General features: G+C 58.3%; 16 protein-coding genes and 1 pseudogene (1 of these 17 cut by a window edge). 6 read left to right on the top strand and 11 right to left on the bottom strand.

Features of this window, described 5'->3' with window-relative positions; all coding sequences use genetic code 11:
- Positions 1 to 1,563, top strand: the 3' portion of a protein-coding gene (locus BLS30_RS04540) for a M23 family metallopeptidase (RefSeq protein ID WP_052743733.1). It extends 471 nt beyond the left edge of the window; 1,563 of the gene's 2,034 nt are visible here — the last part of the coding sequence; the start codon falls outside the window, past its left edge; its stop codon occupies positions 1,561 to 1,563.
- A 201-nt stretch (positions 1,564 to 1,764) separates the two neighbouring features.
- Here the strand turns inward: BLS30_RS04540 and clpB are convergent, their stop codons facing one another.
- Positions 1,765 to 4,362 (bottom strand): ATP-dependent chaperone ClpB, encoded by a 2,598-nt coding sequence (gene clpB, locus BLS30_RS04545; protein WP_046477341.1) that lies wholly within the window; start codon positions 4,360 to 4,362, stop codon positions 1,765 to 1,767.
- Between the two features lie 230 nt (positions 4,363 to 4,592).
- Between clpB and BLS30_RS04550 the strand changes: the two genes are divergently transcribed.
- Positions 4,593 to 5,363 (top strand): MOSC domain-containing protein, encoded by a 771-nt coding sequence (locus BLS30_RS04550; RefSeq protein ID WP_046477340.1) that lies wholly within the window; start codon positions 4,593 to 4,595, stop codon positions 5,361 to 5,363.
- 71 nt (positions 5,364 to 5,434) lie between these two features.
- On the opposite strand, the gene BLS30_RS04555 is transcribed toward BLS30_RS04550, so the two are convergent.
- The 6 genes from BLS30_RS04555 to BLS30_RS04580 all read right to left on the bottom strand — a co-directional run bounded on the left by BLS30_RS04555 (position 5,435) and on the right by BLS30_RS04580 (position 13,621).
- The gene (locus tag BLS30_RS04555) at positions 5,435 to 6,145 is read right to left on the bottom strand and encodes a DUF4167 domain-containing protein (protein ID WP_052743732.1); all 711 of its coding nucleotides are present in this window, start codon (positions 6,143 to 6,145) and stop codon (positions 5,435 to 5,437) included.
- 596 nt (positions 6,146 to 6,741) lie between these two features.
- Complete coding sequence (gene prmC, locus BLS30_RS04560; RefSeq protein ID WP_052743731.1) at positions 6,742 to 7,635, bottom strand: peptide chain release factor N(5)-glutamine methyltransferase; 894 nt, start codon at positions 7,633 to 7,635, stop codon at positions 6,742 to 6,744.
- The gene (prfA, locus tag BLS30_RS04565) at positions 7,628 to 8,716 is read right to left on the bottom strand and encodes a peptide chain release factor 1 (protein WP_046477339.1); all 1,089 of its coding nucleotides are present in this window, start codon (positions 8,714 to 8,716) and stop codon (positions 7,628 to 7,630) included. The genes prmC and prfA overlap by 8 nt, the downstream gene beginning before the upstream one ends.
- A 99-nt stretch (positions 8,717 to 8,815) precedes the next feature.
- Positions 8,816 to 9,754, bottom strand: a complete 939-nt coding sequence (locus BLS30_RS04570) for a RodZ family helix-turn-helix domain-containing protein (protein ID WP_046477338.1) — start codon at positions 9,752 to 9,754, stop codon at positions 8,816 to 8,818.
- Between the two features lie 87 nt (positions 9,755 to 9,841).
- The gene (gene ptsP, locus BLS30_RS04575) at positions 9,842 to 12,127 is read right to left on the bottom strand and encodes a phosphoenolpyruvate--protein phosphotransferase (RefSeq protein WP_090226871.1); all 2,286 of its coding nucleotides are present in this window, start codon (positions 12,125 to 12,127) and stop codon (positions 9,842 to 9,844) included.
- Between the two features lie 231 nt (positions 12,128 to 12,358).
- Positions 12,359 to 13,621 (bottom strand): aspartate kinase, encoded by a 1,263-nt coding sequence (locus BLS30_RS04580; protein WP_046477336.1) that lies wholly within the window; start codon positions 13,619 to 13,621, stop codon positions 12,359 to 12,361.
- 281 nt (positions 13,622 to 13,902) lie between these two features.
- On the opposite strand from BLS30_RS04580, the gene ubiG reads away from it, so the two are divergent.
- The gene (gene ubiG, locus BLS30_RS04585; protein ID WP_090226873.1) at positions 13,903 to 14,667 is read left to right on the top strand and encodes a bifunctional 2-polyprenyl-6-hydroxyphenol methylase/3-demethylubiquinol 3-O-methyltransferase UbiG; all 765 of its coding nucleotides are present in this window, start codon (positions 13,903 to 13,905) and stop codon (positions 14,665 to 14,667) included.
- Between the two features lie 57 nt (positions 14,668 to 14,724).
- Here ubiG and BLS30_RS04590 read toward each other — a convergent pair whose 3' ends face one another.
- The gene (locus BLS30_RS04590; protein ID WP_046477334.1) at positions 14,725 to 14,907 is read right to left on the bottom strand and encodes a hypothetical protein; all 183 of its coding nucleotides are present in this window, start codon (positions 14,905 to 14,907) and stop codon (positions 14,725 to 14,727) included.
- Between the two features lie 120 nt (positions 14,908 to 15,027).
- Entirely contained in the window at positions 15,028 to 15,558 is a 531-nt protein-coding gene (locus tag BLS30_RS04595; RefSeq protein WP_090226876.1) for a tetratricopeptide repeat protein, read from the bottom strand.
- Positions 15,559 to 15,873: 315 nt separating this feature from the next.
- Here BLS30_RS04595 and BLS30_RS04600 point away from each other — a divergent pair, with 315 nt between their 5' ends.
- Positions 15,874 to 17,295 carry a thermonuclease family protein gene (locus BLS30_RS04600; RefSeq protein WP_090226879.1) on the top strand — a complete coding sequence of 474 codons (1,422 nt, stop codon included), beginning with the start codon at positions 15,874 to 15,876 and terminating at the stop codon, positions 17,293 to 17,295.
- 52 nt (positions 17,296 to 17,347) lie between these two features.
- On the opposite strand, the pseudogene BLS30_RS04605 reads toward BLS30_RS04600, so the two are convergent.
- Positions 17,348 to 18,150: pseudogene (locus BLS30_RS04605) on the bottom strand (phytanoyl-CoA dioxygenase family protein).
- A gap of 232 nt (positions 18,151 to 18,382) precedes the next feature.
- Positions 18,383 to 19,795, bottom strand: coding sequence for an FAD-binding oxidoreductase (locus BLS30_RS04610; protein WP_046477331.1), 1,413 nt, complete (start codon positions 19,793 to 19,795; stop codon positions 18,383 to 18,385).
- 134 nt (positions 19,796 to 19,929) lie between these two features.
- Here BLS30_RS04610 and BLS30_RS04615 point away from each other — a divergent pair, with 134 nt between their 5' ends.
- Both BLS30_RS04615 and prmB read left to right on the top strand, forming a co-directional pair.
- Entirely contained in the window at positions 19,930 to 21,153 is a 1,224-nt protein-coding gene (locus BLS30_RS04615; RefSeq protein ID WP_052743729.1) for a hypothetical protein, read from the top strand.
- 112 nt (positions 21,154 to 21,265) lie between these two features.
- Positions 21,266 to 22,183, top strand: a complete 918-nt coding sequence (prmB, locus tag BLS30_RS04620) for a 50S ribosomal protein L3 N(5)-glutamine methyltransferase (protein ID WP_090226882.1) — start codon at positions 21,266 to 21,268, stop codon at positions 22,181 to 22,183.
- Positions 22,184 to 22,356: the final 173 nt, after the last annotated feature.

Here is a 22,356-nt window from a genome sequence, read left to right on the forward strand (position 1 = left end):
CGGGTCGTTGCGCGACTGGCGCCAGTGCCGGAACAGTATCTGGACGTCGTGCCGCCCTTCAATCCGTTCAAGCTTTACGCCGACTCCAACCCGATTGGCTCAAGCCGAGAAGGCGCACATGGCGAAACGGTACGCAAGGACGTCAAAATCAAGGTGGTCGAACTTATCGGCGGCGTCCTGCCTGACGAAGATAAGCAAGAGCTTGAGGCTCGCGAGGTCGTCGACCTCGTTCGGCGCGTGCAATCCGAGGAAGCCTTGGAAAAGGCTGACGCCGAGATCAACGCAGACATAGCTCAGGCAGATAACGACCTGAATTCCGCCGGGTCCACGCCAGCGGCTTACACTACCGTGCTGGCGAAGAGCGTGATCGAAAAAGACTACGCGCAAGACGATTTAGAAGGTGCGAAGCACATCGTCGTCAAAGTGGGCAAGCAGGAAACCCTCGCAGGCCTTTTGGCGCGTAACGGAGCGGACAATTGGCTTGTCGATGCCATGATGGAAGCTGCTCGACCAGTATTTTCCGGGAATGCTCTCTCGGAAGGCCAGGAAATCCATATCACGCTCCTGCCGTCTCTAACGACGCCGGGCGAAGTCGAACCAACAAGCTTCAGCCTCTTTACCGAAGGGCACGAGCATCTGGTGAGTGTTCAGCGTAACGCTACGGGTGAATTTGTTGCCTCGAAGGAACCGACGGCGGGCGGCGTTAATTTGCGTATCGTGACGAGTGACGATGACAAAAGCGGCAGTAAGAGCAGCCGCGCGTCGAGTCTTTATGGCAGCGTTTATCACGCCGGTTTATTGCAGCATGTCCTTCCTGAAACGCTCTCAGAAATCATGCGTATTCACGCCTATGAGGTCGACTTCGGACAACGCGTGAGGGCGGGCGACTCGGTCGAGTTCTTTTTCGATTTTCCCGACGAAAACGTCACCGACGGGCCGCCGGGTGAATTGCTATTTACGCAAATCACGAGCGGCGGGGAGGTCTCGCGTTTCTATCGTTTTCGCACCAGTGATGGCGAAATCGATTATTACGACGATCAAGGGAACAACTCGAAAAAGTTCCTCATGCGTAGACCTGTGCGCGGCTCGGACGTGCGCCTGACCTCCGGTTTCGGCATGCGCCACCATCCTCTGCTCAACCGCCAGCGTATGCACAGCGGCGTGGACTGGGCCTCGCCACCGGGCACGCCAATCCTGGCCGCCGGCCGCGGCACCATTGAGTTTGCCGCGCGCAACGGCCAATACGGCAACTACGTCCGCATCCGGCACGCGAACGGTTATCACACGTCGTATGCGCACATGCAGAAGTTCGCGCGCGGGGTGAAGGAGGGCGTGCAAGTCCGCCAGGGACAGGTGATCGGGTACATCGGAACCACGGGTCTCTCGTCGGGACCGCACTTGCACTTTGAGGTTCTCGTCAACAAGCGTCGCGTCGACCCGATGTCGATCCAGGTGCCGCAGGAACGTCAGTTGACCGGCCGCGAACTGGCCGAGTTCCAACGTGAACGCGCACGCATTGATGAACTCATCCGCCGTGCCCCCGTGATGACGTCGAGCAGGTAGTGTTCGACTTCTCATCTCCTTGAGACGCCCGTCTCAACGCAATTTTGGAATGTCCCTCTCAAACGAAAATTCGACCGTTCGAAATTTTGAAATAAGCGCGCCCTCTATTCGTTGCATAATGTTCGGAATGCAGCGCGAAACTCAAAAACCGCCGAGATTTGGAACCTCGGCGGTTTTGATTTGCAGTATTTGCGATTGACTTTAAGCGGCGAAATTGACCGGCCAATCATTGATGGTGAGATTACCGTCACGTACCGAAACACGAACGGTATCCCCATCCTTCACGCCACCGGCCAGGATCTGCTCGGCGAGCGGATCTTGAACGTGCTTTTGAATCACACGCTTCAAAGGCCGCGCACCATAGGCGGGATCGTAACCGCGATTGGCGAGCCACGTGCGCGCGCCGTCATCCAGGTCGATGGTGATCTTGCGATCGGCCAGTAGTTTCTGCAAACGCTCAACCTGGATATCGACGATGGCCCCCATTTCCTCGCGACGCAGGCGATGGAACAGGATGATGTCATCGAGCCGGTTCAGGAACTCTGGCCGGAACTTCGCCCGAACCTCCGCCATCACCAAATCGCGCACGGCGTCAGTATCCTCGCCTTCCTTCTGATTAACGAGATACTCCGCACCGATGTTCGACGTCAGGATAATCAGTGTGTTCTTGAAGTCGACCGTGCGGCCCTGCCCATCGGTCAGGCGACCGTCGTCCAAAACCTGCAGAAGCACGTTGAAGACGTCCGGATGTGCCTTCTCGATTTCATCGAAGAGAATGACCTGATACGGCCGGCGACGTACCGCTTCGGTTAGCGCACCGCCTTCTTCATAGCCGACGTAGCCCGGAGGGGCACCGATCAGCCGCGCGACGGAGTGCTTCTCCATGTACTCGGACATGTCGATGCGCAGCAGCGCATGCTCGTCGTCGAACAGGAAGGTCGCCAGGGCTTTCGTCAGCTCGGTTTTACCGACACCCGTGGGACCAAGGAACATGAACGAGCCAATTGGCCGGTTCGGATCCTGAAGCCCCGCACGCGCACGCCGGACCGCCGTCGACACTGCGGCCACCGCTTCGCGCTGACCGATCACCCGCTGCCCCAAAGCGTCTTCCATACTGAGCAGCTTCTCGCGTTCGCCTTCGAGCATCTTGTCAACGGGAATGCCCGTCCAACGCGATACGACGCCGGCGATTTGGTCGGCTGTAACCGCCTCCTCGACCATCACGTTATCGCGTCCATCCTGGCCTTCCGCTTTCTCAAGCTGTTTGGTGAGCTGCGGAATGACGCCATATTGAAGTTCACCCGCGCGGGCGAGGTCGCCGCGACGTTGCGCCTGCTCCAGTTCGGTGCGTGCCTGATCGAGCTGTTCCTTGATCTTCTGTTCAGATCCCAGCTTCTCACGCTCCGCTTCCCACCGCTGCGTCAGCACGCGGCTCTCTTCCTCCAATTCGGCAATCAGAGAATCGAGTTTTTCCAGGCGGTCCTTGGAGGCTTGATCGGTTTCTTTGCGCAGAGCCTCACGCTCGATCTTCATCTGCATGAGATCGCGGTCGATGCGGTCAAGCTCTTCGGGTTTGGAATCGATCTCCATCTTGAGCCGGGACGCGGCCTCGTCGACGAGGTCGATCGCCTTATCCGGCAGGAATCGATCCGTGATGTAACGATTCGACAGCGTCGCCGCCGCGACCAAGGCATTGTCCGTGATGCGCACGCCGTGATGCAGCTCGTACTTCTCCTTGAGACCACGAAGAATCGAGATCGTATCGACGACTGTCGGTTCGCTAATGAAGATCGGCTGGAAGCGACGGGCCAGCGCCGCATCCTTCTCGATGTGTTTGCGATATTCATCGAGTGTCGTAGCACCGACGCAGTGCAGCTCACCACGCGCCAGGGCCGGCTTCAGCAGGTTCGACGCATCCATTGCGCCATCTGCTTTGCCTGCTCCGACGATGGTATGCAGCTCATCGATGAACAGGATGATACGTCCGCTCTCCGCCGTGACTTCCTGAAGGACGGCCTTTAAGCGCTCCTCGAACTCCCCGCGGTATTTCGCACCGGCGATGAGTGCGCCCATGTCCAGCGCCAACAGCTTTTTATCGCGCAGGCTGTCGGGGACATCGCCCTTTACGATACGCAACGCCAATCCTTCAGCGATTGCGGTCTTGCCAACGCCGGGCTCCCCGATCAGAACGGGGTTGTTCTTGGTACGCCGCGACAACACCTGGATGGTGCGGCGGATCTCCTCATCGCGACCGATAACCGGGTCAAGCTTACCCGACGCAGCAACTTCCGTGAGGTCACGTGCATAACGCTTCAACGCATCATAGCCTTCCTCGGCTGATGCCGTATCGGCTGTCCGGCCTTTGCGGAGTTCGTTGATCGCCTGATTCAGGGTCTGCGCCGTGACCCCTGCGTTTGACAGGATTTTGGACGCTTCGGACTGCTCCGTGGCAAGCGCCAAAAGCAGACGCTCGGCAGTGACGTACTTGTCTCCCGCCTTTTCGGCGATCTTTTCAGCGGTATCGAAAACGCGCGCAAGCTCAGAGGCCATATAAAGCTGCCCCGAACCGCCACCCGAAACCTTGGGTCTGCGCGACAGAGCCTCTTCAACCGCACGCAACGCTCCGGCTTGGTCGCCGCCAGCCCGTGCAATCAATCCTGCCGCGAGCCCCTCGGGATCGTCGAGCAGCACCTTGAGGACATGTTCGGGCGAGAACTGCTGATGGCCTTCGCGCAATGCGAGACTTTGGGCAGCCTGGACGAATCCTTTAGCCCGATCTGTATATCGATCGAAATTCATAGGTTATTCCCTCCTCAGCACGTAACTCATCGCCTTATCTGGGAAGCGCGGTCAGCACGTCGTCGTAGAATGGGTTGACAGGTTCGTGACGCCTATCCTCAGCGAGGCATAGGTACGTCCCTCAGCAGATATAGGTTCAACCCGGACGAGAAAAAGGGTCATTAACTACGGTAATTACGCGGCATTTTACGGGTTGCACAGGCCAGTCCTAGCTGGCGAGGAGTTTACGGATGGATGAGAGACAAGCAGGCCGCGTCACCGCGCTTTACCGCTACCCAGTCAAAGGACTGTCCGCGGCTGCGCTAGAGCGCGTTCAGCTTGAACCGGGACATACCCTGCCTTTTGATCGAGCTTGGGCCATTGAGAACGGCCGCGGACGCTTTGATCCGGAGGATCCCAAATGGTTGCCGAAGACCTCGTTTCTGATGCTGATGCGCGACGAGCGCCTGGCAACGCTACAATCGGTGTTCGAGGAAGACAGTCAGACGCTGACCTTGCTTCGCGATGGGCGTCAGGTTGCACGTGGAGCGCTGGCAACCCCGCTGGGGCGCCAGTTGCTCGAGCAATTCTTCGCGGCCTATCTCAAGGCTTCTCTGATTGGGCCACCCAAGATCATCTCAGCCGAAGGTCATAGCTTCTCTGACGTTGCCGAAAAATGCGTGCACGTCATCAATCTTGCAACGCTGGCGGAGCTGGAAAGGGTGATGGGGCGAGAGCTTTCGCCGCTGCGCTTTCGGCCCAACGTCGTCATAGACGGATTAGCGCCGTGGCAGGAACTCGACCTCGTCGGCAAGGAAATTCGTATCGGCTCGGCCTTGCTTATCCCATTTGCGCCGACGGACCGGTGTGCCGCGACGAACGTCGATCCAGAAAACGGTCGGCGCGATACATCGATCCCAGCCGTTCTGCAACGAACATGGGGACACGCCAATTTCGGGATCTACGCCACCGTTCGAGATGGTGGCGTGGTCACGCTCGGGGATCCTGTCACAATCGGCTAAGGAAGCTCGGGCGACACAAAGGGATCAGCTCCACCTATCGTCGCACACGCCTTACGAACCAATTTGTGGATTTATTCCTGGCTTTCCTCGACCGCAGCAACGGTCTCTGCCGGCGGAGCTGCGGCTGTCGTCTCTGCGTCATCAGCCGTATCTTCCCGGCGCGTGCGGCGAACGGGCCGACGCAGGAAGTCAGGCTGATCGCCGGACTCACCAAACCGCTGCCGTTCCCGACGGCGTGGTTCCCGATCGGACCGATCGGATCGCTGCCGTGGACCGTTGGAGCCATTGCGCCGGTCGCGCTGCGGGCGTTGCTCTCCGGTCCGTTCAGACCGTTCCGCACGCTCAGGGCGCTCATTGCGCGTTACGCCTGCTATCGCCGGCTGAGGATCATTCGGCTGGACGACTGCCTGCTGATTAGCCTCAACGGGATTGTCTTCGCCGTCTTCGTCGCCCACGTCATCGTTGTCATATTGGTCCGGAACGGGGGAGCGGAACCGATTATTTCCATTCACGACGTCGTTCGCGTTTGGAGACTGCTGCTCACGGAACGCCATGATGATGCGATTGTAGTGTTCGGCGTGTTGCAGATAATTTTCGGCAAGAACCGGATCGCCGGATGACATCGAGTCGCGGGCAAGCGCCATATACTTTTCAGCGATATGCGCAGGGGTGCCTCGGATCTTCACATCCGGCCCGTTGCTTTCAAAGCTGCGCGTGAGAGGGCTTTGGCCTTTACGATTGCGGCCGCGACCACGACGGTTTTGCTGTTGTCCCTGCCTCATGGGCTCCCGTTCTCTATATTAACTTAACGTTCCAAAAAGATTATTGCAGATCCCAATCAAAGTCGGTGCCCGCCCGGCTCGGTAACCGGCATCACTGCAGCCGCAATGACCATATTCTTTGGACAAAGCCATCAGTCGCGGCCTGTCCGAATTTTGTTAGGTGCTAATCCAGTCCCTACTGGCATCTAAAACCAAAGCCGTGAAGCGGGTCTGGTGCGTGAAACAGCACGCCCACCCTCGCTCTTCTGCGCAATTGTTGCGCGGAAGCCGTGATCGCTCGAGTCTGAGCCAAAGCCAACAGCGCGGCGCACTCCCATGGGGCAGCTGCGCGCTCAAACAACCCTTATCCCGTCTTGCTCTTGGTAATCATCCAACCTGTCGGAAAAGCGTACCGCGAGCGACGAAGCCACCAATCTTGATGGGCCTCAAAAGCTGAAAACGCTATGCGCGTCCTCGCCAATCACTTCGCAGCGTGCACTGTGCGTCCCTACAGATCTATCTATGCTATCTGATCCGGGCCTGCGCGTGTCACAAGTTTCGCCTAACATGAGAGTATCGCGTAAGCTGGATAAATCCAAGCTTTTTTCGCTGGGCCGTTAGAATTGTGTCCGACCCGCAACACACCGGGTGTGGTTTCCGAGGTCCTTCCACATCCGTAACTCCCGAACCTCCTGGCCTTTCAACAATCCAGCAACGTCCGAGGCTTGGTCCGCTCCGACCTCGAAAAGGGCCCACCCTTGGGGCACGGAATGGCTGAGGTCAGCAACGATTTCACGATATACTTGGAGGCCGTCGGGGCCTCCGTCAAGGGCGGCTAGAGGATCGTAAAGGCGGACTTCCGCGTCCAGAGTGCCGATGTCAGCCGATACGATGTAGGGGGGATTCGACATCAGAAGGTCGAAGGAACCCTCGACACCCTTTAGACTCCGCGCTTCGAGGAAACGAATACGGTCGGCAACCCCAAGGCGCTCTGCGTTTGACTGCGCGGTAGCCAGCGCCTGGGCGCTGATATCAGTCGCCAACGCTGTCGCGTTGGAAAACTCTGCGAGCATTGTGATCGCGAGAATGCCGGTCCCGGTTCCAACATCGATCAGGTGAAACGGTCGGTCATACCAACCCTCTTCGTGCGCCAATTCCTTTGCGGCTTCGATCAGTACTTCCGTATCCGGCCGTGGGTCGAGCGTTTCAGACGACAATGCAAATTCGCGACCGAAGAACTCTCTACTACCGAGAATTCGGGACAAAGGCTCATGGGCGAGACGCCGGACCAAAATTTCATCGAGACGGAGGGCCGCCGGGGCGCCCAGCTTTGAATCTGGGGCAGCAATGAGCTGCGCGGCGTCCATTTCCGCGGCGGCCGCAACCAGTCTTCGTGCTTCACGGCGCGGCTCATCGAAGCCCGCGAGCATGGCAGCACTGCGCACGACCGCGTCGACTAAGCTGTCCTCAGCCGCGAATTTATGACCGCTACGCATTGAAGCTTCAGGCATCGGCGCGATTTTCCATGTCTGCCAATTGCTGAGCCTGATGATCCGTGATGAGAGCGTCAAACAACTCGTCGAGACCATTGCCCTCGATGATCTGATCCAGCTTGTGCAAGGTTAGATTGATCCGGTGGTCCGTGACCCGGCCTTGCGGAAAATTGTATGTGCGAATGCGCTGCGAGCGGTCACCGCTACCGACTTGAGACCGCCGCGCTTCAGAACGTTCGTCGGCTGCGCGCATCCTTTGCTGCTCATAGACACGGGACCGGAGCACCTGCATTGCCAATCTCCGGTTCTGATGTTGGGATTTTTCCGCAGAGACCACTGTGATACCGGTCGGAATATGCACCATGCGCACGGCGCTCTCGGTTTTATTTACGTGCTGACCGCCGGCCCCACCGGCGCGCATCGTGTCGATTCGAATATCGTCAGGGTGGATATCGATGTCGACGTCTTCCGCCTCGGGGAGTACTGCGACCGTCGCTGCGGACGTATGAATACGACCGCTGGCCTCTGTCTCAGGAACCCGCTGCACGCGGTGGACGCCGGATTCAAACTTCAATCTGGCAAACACACCCTGGCCGGTGACGGAGGCGATGACTTCTTTATAACCGCCGAGGTCGTTCTCGGAGAGCGAGATAATCTCCGTGCGCCAGCCCTTCAATTCGGCATATCGGGTGTACATGCGGAATAGGTCTGCTGCGAAAAGAGCCGCTTCATCCCCGCCAGTACCGGCGCGCACTTCAAGAATCGCACTGCGCTCATCGGCTTCATCCTTGGGCAGGAGTAAAATTTTGAGTTCATGCTCCAGGGTCGCAATGCGAGGGCGCAAAGCATCAAGCTCTTCCGCGGCCATTGCCTTCATCTCGCGATCAGCAGAGGCGTCCTGCGCAAGTTCCTGTAAATCACGCTGCTCCTGCTCAGCCGCGCGCAATTTGCGAATCGCTGCAATGAGCGGGTCGAGGTCTGAGAACTCCTTAGACAGCTTGGCAAACGTCGCCTGTCCTACGCCGGAATTCAGTTCGGCCTGCACATTTTCCCAGCGCTCTATCAATCGATCGAGTTTTTCCTCGGGGATGGCGTTCATCGTCCGTCTTTCAATCCGTCGAAAGGGTTAGGGGCGCGCTTTCGTCCACGCGGTCCATTAGCGGAGGCATTCCGTCTCTAGAGGTTCGAAGGCGCGCATCTAATCGGTTTGACGGACATTGTGCAATTTGTCGGTGCGTCTTGCCCGGGGATCATCGACCTCGATCCAGCGTAAACCTTCGCGCTCCGGCGCAAAGCGAATAAGCAAATAATCATGCACAGACCTTAGTCCTCGAGACATGGGATCGGGCAATCTCGAAGACAAGATGCTGACAACGGTAGGCTGACATAATGCAAAAACAATTGCCGCAACCAGTCCCACGCTCAAAATCCCGATATATACGCCGCGATTAAGAACAACTGTCGACACACCTCTTACGAGACCTGCACCTATCCCTGCTGTACTTAACCTGTACTTGAGGCGTGGGCGTGCATTTTCCGCTTGGTCTACTAAAGCGCTCCCGACAGGAACAGGACGCCCGCCCCTACCTTTTCGCCAACGGGGACCGGCCTGTTGTATCTCAACCGGATCTTCAGGGGCATTGGGGGACGGCCCAGGTTGGCGTGTCAAAAACGTCGGGGGCGCAGCCCTGTCCGAGAACTCGGAAACAGTGGCTCCGGTAGCTCTTGAGCTGTCGTTATGCCGCCTATCGAGTTCGGCCCGTAAAATTGAGAGAACCGGCCCGGGATCGCACCCGGCGAGCCCGGTGTAGGCGCTGACGAGCCGTTGCGTTTCGGGCCAGGGTGGAAGCGCGTCGATCTGGCCTGTTTCGAGCGCAGCGATAACGTTCGGTTCCGTAGCGAGCAAGTCTGCGGCTGCGTCCAGCGATAGGTTAAGCACCTTTCGCAACCCAGCAAAGAGCTGAGCCGCCTCAACGATCGCGGTGGAGGGCCCTGGACCAATCCCAAAACTGCCATCGTTCCATTTCGCGGCCACTGGAGGTGGAAAACCCTTTACTCGTCGAACTGTTGCGGCCTCCGGGAGGCCGAAATCCCCTAATCGTCCTTCACACGCCTTTAGCCCGGAGCGGCCGGGCATCAGAGCTCGTGGAACGGTTGCGCTTCCTTGTTGCGATGAATTCTGGACGGCCATATGGCCGAGTGCGCCTTATTCAGAGTTGTTGCATCACAACTCGACACCGTGGCGTTCAGCAAAATTCACCAGATTTGCATGCAAATCGATGTCCGTTTTTCCCAGAAGGATATCCAGCCGTTCCGCCAACTGACCCGCATTCAGCGACAAGACCATCGCTTTAATCGGACCGATTGAGGAAGCCGCCATTGACAGCGAACGGCACCCGAGACCGATCAAGGCCATCGCACTCAGAGGACTTCCAGCCATTTCACCGCAAACGGTTAGTGGGACAGATTGCTCACTAGCCTTCGTGATGAGGTGTTTAAGCGCACGCATCGGTGCGATGGACAACGGATCATAGCGGCTCGCCACCTGGGCGTTGGTGCGATCGGCCGCAAACAGGAACTGCAATAAGTCGTTGGATCCCACCGAGATGAAATCCACCTTCGGCAGCAGTGCGTCCAATTCGTACAGAAGACTCGGCACCTCAAGCATTGCGCCAACGTTCAACGTACTCGGCAACGGGTAACCATGACGTTTGGCATGCACGAGCTCCTTGTCGAGCAGGCTGCGCAGCTCATCCATCTCCGATGACATGCTCAACATCGGAACCATCATGTCTAGGCGTCGACCATTCGCCGCACGCAGAAGCGCGCGAACCTGCGCCCGGAAGAGCGCTGGACGATCCAGAACCATGCGCGTAGCGCGCCACCCCATCGCGGGGTTCTCTTCGGGCAACGCGCTTAAATAAGGGAGCATCTTATCGCCGCCGATATCGAGTGTTCGGAACACGACCGGCTTACCGGCGGCTTCGGCGAGCACCGCGCGATAAGCCTCGGCCTGCTGCATGAGGCGCGGCATTTTCTCAGACAGCATGAATTGAATTTCGGTGCGGAACAGCCCCACGCCTTCGGCGCCCGATTCCTCAAGATGAGGCATATCAGCAATTAGGCCGGCATTCATAGAAAGTCGAATAGGGATGCCATCGACTGTGACTGCAGGAACGTCTCGCAGCTTGTGGTAACGCTCCTGCCGCTTTGCGCGAAAGCGAACCTTGTCGGAGTATGATTTAACAAGGTCGGCGGACGGCCTGACGTGGACTTCGCCGGTTTCCCCATCAACAATAACCGCGTCCCCGTTCGCGACATGCTCCACGATGCGACGCGCTTGGCCGATCGCTGCAATTCCGAGTGCCTTGGCGACGATCGCGACGTGACTTTGCCGACTGCCATCCTCAACAATCAGGCCACGCAACCGAGTCCGGTCGTAGTCCAGCAATTCGGCCGGCCCCATCGTGCGCGCAATGAGAATTGCGTCGGGTGGTAATTCGACTGGCCGATCCTCGCCCGTGTGGCCCGTCAAAATCCGCAGCAGCCGATCAGACAAATCATCCAGATCGCGGACACGTTCACGCCAGTAAGGATCGGCATGGCGCAACATCTGAGCGCGCGTGCTGTTTTGAACGCGCTCGACAGCAGCTTCGGCGGTCAGCCCTCCCTTAACAGCCTCACCCAGCCGACGTTGCCAGCCACGATCCTTTGCAAACATCCGATACGCTTCGAGAACGTCGCGGTGTTCGCCATCTGCCAGTAGCCGGTCGTGCTCAAACATCTCGTCGAGAGAGGTGTGCAAGGCCGCCAACGCCGCCTCGAGACGCCCAAGTTCCACGGCCGGATCGTCGGCCATCAAGGTGCTGACGACGACCCTCGGTTCGTGGAGCACGGCATGTCCAAGTGCGATGCCGTCGGAGATAACCTCGCCTTTGATGACTGCTGAGAGAGATTTTGAGATCTCAATGTCGGCCTCGGTTCCCGAGACGGCACCGGAAACCAAAAGCTCAGCGATCACCATCGCCGTGGCCTGGAGCACCTCGGTGTCGTCCTCGGAGTAATGCTTTGCCGTGTGGTTCTGTACGACCAAAACCCCAATGACTTGTCCGGAACGCTGGATCGGCACCGCAAGCAGTGAGTGATAAGCTTCTTCGCCCGTCTCAGGACGATAAGAGAACGCCGGATGGGATTGCGCGTCGGGCTCGTTGATGGGCACCGCGAGTTCGGCGCAGCGCCCAACGAGGCCTTCGCCGCGATTCAGTCGCGTATTGTGCACTGCTTCCCGGTGGAGACCTTCCGTAGCAAATAGCTCTAGAGAATGGTCGCGGCGTTTGAGATAGATAGAGCAGACCTCGGCAACCATGACGCCGGCAATCTGGCGCACGATCTTGTCCAGGCGTGATTGACCATCGCCAGGCTCGGCCAGAATCTCGCGCAAGCGCCGCATGATGACACGCAGTGCTGGCTCGGACGCCGATATGCGGGGTTCGTCACCGCCTCGTCTCATTTCAACAGGCCCACCGCCGCTTCAAAGTTCCGAACTATAGCTAGTCCGACCCGCTCAGAAGGAAATCTTTGCCCGACCGTAGGTAGAAATTACAGCCACGCCAGAGGGACGCAACCGACTTGCCTTATTGCACTGGCAATTGCGCCGCCGTGGCCTGCTTCCTAGAGGTCAAATAAGGCCGCGAAAGGTACGCGTTGTTTGGCGCTCGTTTGCGCCGCAACACCGCTCGCTTCAGGTTGCGTCCAGACCAAATCCCTCATGAAGGGTGCGCACAGCAAGTTCAGCATAGTCGGAGTTTATCAGCACGCTGACCTTAATCTCAGATGTTGAGATTGCGAGAATGTTGATGCCTTTATCCGAGAGGATTTGAAACATTTTTGCAGCAACGCCCGCATGGCTCCGCATGCCGATACCAATGATGGACACCTTTACCACATCGGCAGAACTACGCACGTCGAGATAGCCAAGGTCTTGCTTAACCTTTTCCAGAACCTGCAAGGCGCGCGGCAACTCGTTGGCCCCGACGGTAAACGTCATGTCGGTGTGTGCACCGTCTGGCGTGACATTCTGGACGATCATGTCGACGTTTATGCCAGCCTCCGCGAGTGGCCCGAAGATTCGCGCGGCGATACCCGGTTTGTCCTGGACCTTGAGGATCGTGACTTTCGCCTCATCCTTGGCGTAGGCGATTCCACTAACGACCTGGCCTTCCATAATCTCTTCCTCGCTGCAAACGGTCGTACCCAAGTCCTGTAGATTTCCAATGCTGACCGGTTTAATCGAGTCCGGTGCAGCAAAGCTGGAAAGCACCCTCAGCTTGATGCCATAAACCATAGCCAGCTCCACGGACCGCGTTTGCAGGACCTTGGAACCGAGAGAGGCCATTTCCAGCATTTCTTCATATGAAATCCGCGACAGGCGACGGGCCTCAGGCACAATTCGCGGATCGGTCGTATATACTCCGTCTACGTCGGTGTAGATATCACAGACATCGGCATTCAGTGCGACGGCAACAGCGACCGCGCTCGTGTCGGACCCGCCGCGTCCCAACGTCGCGATGCGTCCGTGCGTCGGCTCGATTCCCTGAAATCCAGTGACAACCGCGACCTCACCGCCTGCGACGCGCTCAACCAAACGGCCTGCATCAACCTTAGTGATGCGTGCGGCGCCGTGGGCCGTGTCGGTTTCCAACGGAATTTGCCAGCCCTGCCAGGACCGCGCCCGGATACCAATCGTCTGTAGTGCGATTGCCAACAAGCCTGCGGTTACCTGTTCGCCCGACGCGACGATGGCATCGTATTCCCGCGCGTCATGCAACGGCGAGACCTCGCGGACAAATCCAACAAGCTGGTTTGTAGCTCCCGCCATCGCCGAAACGACGACCGCAACCTGGTTGCCAGCATCGACTTCGCGTTTGACGTGCTGCGCCACATTCCGGATACGTTCGATGTTGGCGACGGACGTACCGCCAAACTTCATAACAACCAAAGCCATGGCGAATCCCGCGTGGCATCTAGAGTAAATAGCCGGTTAAAGACCTGGGAGAACACGAGAACACTCTCGCGCGGCAAAAGACCGCTTCTACGGCTCACCGGTTTTATCCAGCACCGCGTTACAAATTCATTGCCGTCCCGACGGATTGGGGCATGTCATAGCGGCTTGGTGAACACAGAGCAACAGGATCAGGCACCTTGACTATGGTCTGAGCGCGCGCGACGAATGCCTGTATTATCGCAGACCATTCAGCATCCACACGAAACAAGGCTCCGTTTTCCATGACAGTATCGACGCAGGGCCATTCCGACGGCAACGTCGATCCACGCGAAGTTCAACGGTTTGCCGAGATTGCCGAAACCTGGTGGGATCCGAATGGTCCCTTCCGGCCTTTGCACAAGATTGGTCCCGCGCGGCTCAGCTTTATTCGCAACGCACTCGCCCGGCACTATCAGCGCGACTCGGGCGGCGTTCGCATCCTAGATGGACTGAAGATTTTGGATGTGGGTTGCGGCGGTGGTCTTATTTGTGAACCGCTCGCTAGGCTTGGTGCGCAGGTAACAGGCATTGATCCCGCGGAAGAAAGCATCAGCGCCGCAGAGGTCCACGCCAACATCAACGGGCTGGATATTGATTATCGCGCAGCGCGCATTGAACAAATCGCGTCGAGCGAAGAACGGTTTGATGCCGTGATGTGCCTGGAAGTGGTCGAGCATGTGCCGGACCCAGCCGCATTCATCAGCCTCTGTGCCACAGCATTGAAGCCGGGCGGGCTTATGATCGCATCCACATTAAATCGGACTTTGAAGTCGTTTGCGCTGGCTATCGTTGCCGCCGAGTACGTCCTTGGATGGGTTGATCGCGGCACGCACCGCTGGGATCGGTTCGTAACACCTGATGAGCTGCAATCCGCGCTTGAAAACGCGGGTTTGACCGATGTCCGCTTTGAAGGGGTCGTCTACAATCCGTTGGAGGATCGCTGGTCAACTGCGGCGGATACAGACGTCAACTATATGGCGGCGGCTCTAAAGCCGCACGCCACCTAACGCGACCGAACCCTGCCCTTAAAGCGAAGAGATCCAGTCAGTCCGAGACTTTTTTTGTCAGCTTGCGTGCGGCCCACGCATTTGCAGCAGCGCTTTTTCGATTTGGCGCCACTCGGCGGCATCATCTTCTTTGCCGCCGCGCTCAAGTTCAGCAGCCTTCTGCGCTGCCTCGGCGATTGCCTTATCTCCCAGCGCCTCACGCATCTGGCGGGCGCGTTCCTGAACGTCCATTGCTCTCATGGGGTCCTCCGTTCATTCTGGCCTCTCCTCAAGATAGGACCTGAAAGAACGCGATCCACCCCCGACGGTTCAGAATTAGCGCAGCCGCGCCTGCCACTGCGGAAAATCATACCGGCAGGATTATCCCGGCAGGTGGCTGCCTTTCTTGAAATCCGCAATATGCGTGGCGAGTTCACCGTACTCGACACAGGACGTGCCACAGCGAACGGCAATTTCTTTCAGCTCTGTTTCGGCTTTGAGAAGCTCCCCGCGTTGCAGATGCGCCTCGCCAAGATACGCGCGGGCTACGGTATTGTCGGGATTCATCGCCAGCGCTTCAGCATAGTAGCCGAGTGCCTTGTCGACGTTTCCGAGCTTGCGAGTCGCAAAGCCGATATAGGTGAGAACGCGTGTGGTCCGCGGCTCCGCCTCATTGAGGTACGTCAGGGCTTCTTCGTAGCGCCCGTTCCGTGCCAGCCAATACCCGGCGTAGAATAGTTCACCGTCGGTGGCCGCAATTCGGGCTACGCAGGCGCGCCATTCGGGCGACGCTTTAGCGAAAGAGTCGCAGGCCGGATTGGCTGGGCCTATGTCCTTGGCTAAGACTGAACCTGTGGGAAGCGCGCCCAGGAGGAAGCCCAAAAGCGCAAGAGCCCAATATCGCCGTGCCATCCGTTTCGCCTTTCTGGTTTTTCGTCGTGACTGCGGCTCCACCGCTCCAAATCACCGTGTGCCGCTGGGCAGAGGAAAACCACATCGCCGCGACGCGGGCAAATCGCAAATTGCGGCTGCTGGGACAGCCCTCAAGCAAATAGATCTCCGTCCACGGCCCGGCTTCCCGAGCCCAAACAATGCACACCTTTGATATTGCTGCAAAATAATTGACAAAGCAGCGCCATTTTTTCAACGCAAATTGAACGACTCGTGGATCGTCTACACACTTCATCGGTAGATCGTCCCGATCAAGCATGCGGGGGCACTTTGAACATGTTCGGCTGGCGCAAACGTCGCGACGGTTTCGAATGGCGCGAATACGTGCGCACGACGATTCTGGTACGTCGAAAAAAGCGACGTGAGCGCGTCGAGGAGGCCGGGAAGGCCGCCATTGACGGTTTGGCTGAAGCGGGACGGCGCGGTGCTGCAGCCGGTCGTCACGGCGCGGCTGCGGCTCAGCGCGGGCTTGGACAGGCCGGACGCCGGGCCGGCCACTTCAGCATTTTCGCAGCGCATTGGGCACGCGGCAACTTTCGCCGAGCTGCGGCTACGCTGGTTCCTATGGGAAAATCAGCGGCGCAGGCTGCAGGGCGGGCGAGTGTCGCAGCCGGACAGCGCGCCGGTCGCGCCGCTATCAAAGGAGGCCGCTACCTTGGCCACGCCGCACGCAGCAGTGGTGCCAAGGCCGCTCCTGTTCTCGCTCGCGGCGCAGCAAAGCTCGGCCCCTCCTTGCGAACGATTTCCACGCCGCAAACCGCCATGCCGCTGGCCATCGCTGGAGGTGCGGCCGTACTTGGCGCGGTAGCGCGGATTCCTCTGCATGGTTTTGACGCGACAACGCTTATCGCCGCGCTCATCGGGATCATGCTCCTCGGGCTCGCCGCCTTTCCACTTATCAGCACCGGGAAAATCGAGTGGCCTTCATGGCTCCCTGCGCCCAAGTGGTCTACGCTTCCCCGACAACCCGCCACGTGGGCCCTGGGTGCTGCGGCCATCGCGATTGTCGGGCTAATTGCGTCGTTGTTGATGGGCTGGGTGTCACTGCGCTCGCCGGTTGGCGTCGCCGACATCCTTCCCGATTTCAGCTCGCCCCCGGAGGTTGTCTCTGGCTATGCGGTATCGCTCACGGGTGACTCCATGAGGATCGAGGGACATGTGGTCCGGTTGGCGGATGTCGAAGCGCCGGAGCTAACGCAGACTTGCGATCGCGAAGATTCCAGAAGCTGGAATTGCGGACAATCAGCGCTTGATGCACTGCGCAGGCTGACCGGACGCGCCACCATCTCGTGCGACGTGCACTACACGGATAGCTCCGGTCGCAAAGTTTCAACGTGCCGCAACGGGGATACGGACTTGGCCGCCGAAATGGTGCGCAGCGGTCATATCTTCGCGACGGGGACCCTCTTTCCAACTTATGGAAGCCAGCAAGCGGAAGCCCAGTCTGCAAAAGCCGGACTTTGGAGCGGCTCTTCGAAGAGCCCGCAAGATTATCGCGATGAACGCTGGGAAGCAGCAAGTCGCGCAGCTCCCGATGGGTGTCCGATAAAGGGTCGCGTGCTGTCGGGCGGCAAGGTCTATATCCTGCCGTGGTCTCGCAGCTACGATAAATACAGCGTTCGCGACGGTCGCGGCGATCGGTGGTTTTGTAGCGAGGACGAAGCTCTCAGCGACGGCTGGAAATCCCTGGATAGCTGACGGGGAGGGAAAACGCCCGGCAGCGTGAGTGCAGCCGGGCCATATCATCTCTCTATCCAATTGTTCCCAGCGCATTGCGGATCGCTGTCTCAACGGGCGCATAGCTCGACTCCGAGCGTTGCAAACTCAGAGGTCGCCTTAGCAGAAGCGGTGGCTGCGCCAGAAAGCGCGGTCGCGTTCCTCGATGCGGCTGGGGGAATGTACGAGGAAGGGATGGCAAAGATAGACTGTCCCAGCCGCTCCCGTTGCAGTCGCTTCGGGTAGCCCCTCTGTTTCTGGGATGCCGCTCACGACGAGTTCACCCAAGGTGAGACCCGCTTCACCTGCGGGCGCCAACGTACGAGCGATCTGTTTATGCGATCCGATCCTGATACGCGTGGGAGCGTCCGCATCCCCCACATCTGAGAACAGGAACAGCATCAAGAGAACCCGTCCTCACGACGTGATGTTCGCACGCCAGGACATGAAGTCTGGATTTTCAGTCCCGAAACTGACGTCGATGTGCCAACCCGCGTCCCCAGGATCTTCCGTCGACGCAAACCGCACCGGAAATGTGCCCATTGCGGCAGGCTGCAACCATCGCTCCTGGCCTACCAAGGCATCAAACGCTTTGTGCGACGTGGCCGTGTTCGCTGCCTTTACGAAAGGCTCCTGAGTATAGTGGCTGAGCAGGATTACCGGTTTTGTCCATGTGGACGGATCGTCTGGATCGCACCCCGTATCCTTCCACAGTATGGACCGGGCCTCGTTGGCCAAATCGCGCGGGAAGGCACCATCCAGCCTGACGAGCCTATCTTCAATAAACTGTTGGATTTGCGCGCCGCTCAGAGCGGGCGTGTGCTTATTCAATGGCATGGATCTTTCAATATCAGCCCGTCACTCCGTCGCGTATTTCGATCTGGAGGCCGGGCGCAGAGTAGCATCCGGACGTGAAACGCCCGGGTCGAAGCCCGATTGCGCAACGGGCTCGGCGCTTACTGCAGTTCGAAGAACGCTGCTGCGATATTGAAGATCTGAAACATCATGGCTCCTTGAATATGATCCGTAAACGCTGGAAGGCAACGAACGTTTGTGGATCTGCAGGATACTAGAGCCGTACAATCTTGCCGGGATTAAGGATACCTAAGGGGTCGAGCGCCTGCTTCAGGGTCCGCATGGTTGCGATCGCGGCACCGTGCTCGGCTTCCAACACGTCCATTTTGCCTTGGCCCACTCCATGTTCGCCCGTGCAGGTGCCCCCCATTGCGATCGCACGATGGGCAAGCCGGTTCGCGAAAGACTTCGCGGCCTTCAACTCAGACGAATTGTCTGCATCGAACATCACCAGCACATGGAAGTTCCCATCACCGACGTGTCCCACAATCGGAGCCGTAAGGCCGTTCTCTGCAATGTCAGCTTCCGTCTCTGCCACACATTCCGCCAAGCGCGAGATTGGAACGCAGACGTCGGTCACGAATGAAACGCGTCCTGGCCATGCCTCCCTACAGGCCCACAAGGCTTCATGCCGGGCTTTCCAGAGACGTCGACGATCTTCTTCGCTGGAGGCGACTTCAAAGGATGTGGCTCCATGCGAACGCGCTAGGTCTTCGAACACAGCGACCTGTTCGCGCGTTGCCGCCTCCGTCCCGTGAAACTCTAGAAACAACGTTGGCGTCTCGGCCAACTCGAGCTTCGCGTGCAAGTTGATGGCCCTGATCTGCAAAGCATCGAGCAACTCAATCCGAGCAAGACCGAGCCCGAGTTGAATGGCTTCCATGGTCGCGTTGCAGGCTCCGTCGAGCGTCGCGAAGGGGGCAACCGCCGCCCGTATGGATTCAGGCTGCCCGTACAGGCGGAGTGTGAGCTCCGTAATGACACCGAGTGTGCCCTCCGACCCCACGAGCAGATGCGTGAGGTCATATCCGGCAGACGATTTTCGCGCGCGCTGCGCTGTTTTGATGATGCTGCCGTCGGCCATCACCGCGGTCAGATTCAGAACATTCTCGCGCATCGTTCCATAGCGAACGGCGCAGGTGCCGGAGGCGCGTGTCGCGGCCATGCCGCCAAGGGTTGCTTCTTCTGTGCCTGGATCCACCGGGAAGAAAAGTCCCGTATCGCGCAAATGCCGGTTGAGCTGTCCGCGGGTGACACCGGCCTCAACGACACAATCAAGGTCTTGGTCATAGACACTCAGAATTCGGTCCATCCGCGATAGATCCAAAGATATGCCTCCAGCCGGGGCGTTGACATGCCCCTCGAGCGAGGTTCCCGCACCGAAAGGAATGATCGGCACGTGGTGTCGTCCTGCGAGCACCACCGCATCGCGCACATCTTCTGTACTCGTTGCGAAAACGACGGCGTCGGGCGGCTCGCTGGCGATCCACGTCAGTGTATTGGCGTGCTGACGCCGAATTCCTGTGCCGGTCTCAACATGGGGCCCAAAGCGCTGTTTCAACGCCTCAATAGCATCGGCTCGCTGATCCGGCGTGGCATAGTCTTTCTGGTGCCCTATTGCGCTCATAATTCGTCAGCTCACTGTTCGCCGCCGCCCATAGGGCTCAATGTGATTGGTTCGCAGCATTGCAACGAAACACATCCACGCTAAGCTTCACCTTACGATGTTTCCTCCAGAGCTTTTTCAAGATCAAGAAAACCATGGGCCTTAATGTAATGCTCGCACGCATTTGTTTTTATGTCTTTGCCTTTTGCCTCGTTGCGCTTTCGCTCAATCCGCAAGCTTGGGCCGCGCGTGGAGACCGTTGGACGCAAGTTAGCGAAGTCCCGCTCGATACTTCACAATCCAGCACGCTCATCGACCTGCGTGCATTGTCGGGCTCCTTCATGGCCTTTCGCATGCGTGTCGTCGGGGGGACGGTGAAGTTCAACGAATTGAAGCTGAACTATTCGGATGGCTCGTTCTACGCGGCCGATCAAGCGTTCGAGTTGCGCAACGGAGAAAGCACGAAGGTGCTGGATTTTTTCCGGCGCGGCCGTTTCATCAATTCCGTCAGGCTCAGCTACGCGGTCGTTCAAGGTACGGAACCAAGGGTCCAGATTCACGGGTTGCAAAGCTGGCGAGGGCGCCGGGCTCAACGTCCGGCAGGAGAGCAATACGTAAAGTCAGACGAGGCGCCACCGCTGCCCACCAGCACGACGCAAGTTCTTCCGCAGGCAACAGGTGGGCTTCTGGTCGCCTCCAAGTACGTCACGTTCCATGGCGATCATGACAAGATAAAAGTCGCCAAAGAGATGGGAAAATTCGGACGCGTTCGCATTCAGGTGCGTGACGAAGATGTCTATCTCAACAGCTTCAAGATTGTGTATGCGGACGGAACCGAGAACACGCACAAAATCGACCTGCATATCCCGGAAGGCCGCACAACCGACTGGGTCGATATCGACGGCGCACGTTTTATAGATCACCTTGAGCTCAGCTACCGAAAGAAGCCTGGCTTCGAGGGCCATGCCCGGATTGAGGTCATGGGCGAGCACGCCGAAGGGTGGCTTAGCGAGACGGGCGAGGGTGGTAAATTCAACGACGGATGGATTTTGCTCGGAGCACAATCGGCTGGCTTTGTTGGCTTCGATACCGATATCATTCCCGTTGGCGAACATGTCAGCGGTTTCAAAGAGATTCGTGTCGTGGTGCGTGACAGGGCCATCACCCTCAATCAGCTCCGTGTTGTTTACGGCAACGGTGACGAGGACATCATTCCGGTGCGCACACGCATCGATGCCGGGGGCGCGTTCGGTCCAGTCGACTTGCGTCATGCTCCTCGACGTATCAAGGAGATCCAGGCGCGTTACCGATCACGGTTCATCGACCAGGCTGCACGCGGCAAGGGCGCGGCCGTCGTGGAGGTTTGGGCGCGGCGCTAGTTCGGGGGAACGAACGGCCATAGCGGCCGGTGCGCCTTGACGGGCGTAGCCGACGCACGCATTGATCGCGTTAGCGCAATTGTGCCGGCCCCTCTCATAGCTTGATCCCTAGATGACAAAAGATTCCGTTCTCGATGCCTGCAAAACCCTCTTTACCGTTCGGGACTGGTTACGTTACGGCGTAAGCGAGTTTACTCGCTCTGGTGTCGTCTTCGGTCACGGCACATCCAATGCGCTGGATGAGGCTGCTTATCTGATCCTGCATGCTCTGTCGCTGCCGATAGATCAGCTGGAACCCTGGCTCGATACGCGTTTGACGATGCGCGAGCGCGAAATGATCGCGGACCTGTTTGAACAACGCATCACAACGCGAAAGCCTGCCGCATATCTCACCGGCGAAGCATGGCTCGGTCCTTACCGATTTACTATCGATGAACGCGTTATTGTCCCCCGATCCTATATCGGAGAACTTTTGATCAATGGGCTTGAGGCATCCGTGCCGCAGCTCGAAGAAGTCCGGAGCGTTCTGGATCTATGCACAGGCTCGGGCTGTTTAGCGATCGTCGCAGCGTTGGAATTTGAAGACGCTTACGTAGACGCGGTTGATATCTCTGCTGACGCTTTGGCTGTGGCTGCCAGGAACGTCACGGACTATGGCTTGGCCGACCGTGTTCGCCTTGTTGAGTCCGATGTCTTCAGTGCCCTGGAGGGGCAGCGCTATGACCTGATCATCGCGAATCCGCCCTATGTTACCGATGGCGCCGTCGCTGACTTTCCACCGGAATATCAAGCTGAGCCTGTGCTGGCGCATGCCGGAGGCACTGACGGTCTCAACACCGTACGCCGGATCATGGAGAATGCCGCCGACCATCTCGAGCCGGATGGTCTTATGATCGTCGAGATCGGGACCGGTCGCGACACCTTTGAAACGATCTACCCTGATCTGGCGTTAGATTGGCTAGACACGGAAGCCAGCGAGGGCGAAGTTTTTGCAGTACAGGCCTCGCAACTGATGGACCTATCGCGATGAGCATGTCCGAGACACCCGCCCCTCCGACCCGGCCCTTTCGGCAAGCCATGGAACTCGCGCGCCGCCGTCGTTTCTGCTGTTGTTGTGTTTGTCTACGGCCGGAGGAGGCGCAACGCGCCCGACGCGTTTTTCGTCTCGTGCGGCGCGTGTCGCGCTAGATCTGCGCGACACAA

The organism is Filomicrobium insigne (genome assembly GCF_900104305.1).
In the GTDB taxonomy this organism is placed as follows: domain Bacteria; phylum Pseudomonadota; class Alphaproteobacteria; order Rhizobiales; family Hyphomicrobiaceae; genus Filomicrobium; species Filomicrobium insigne.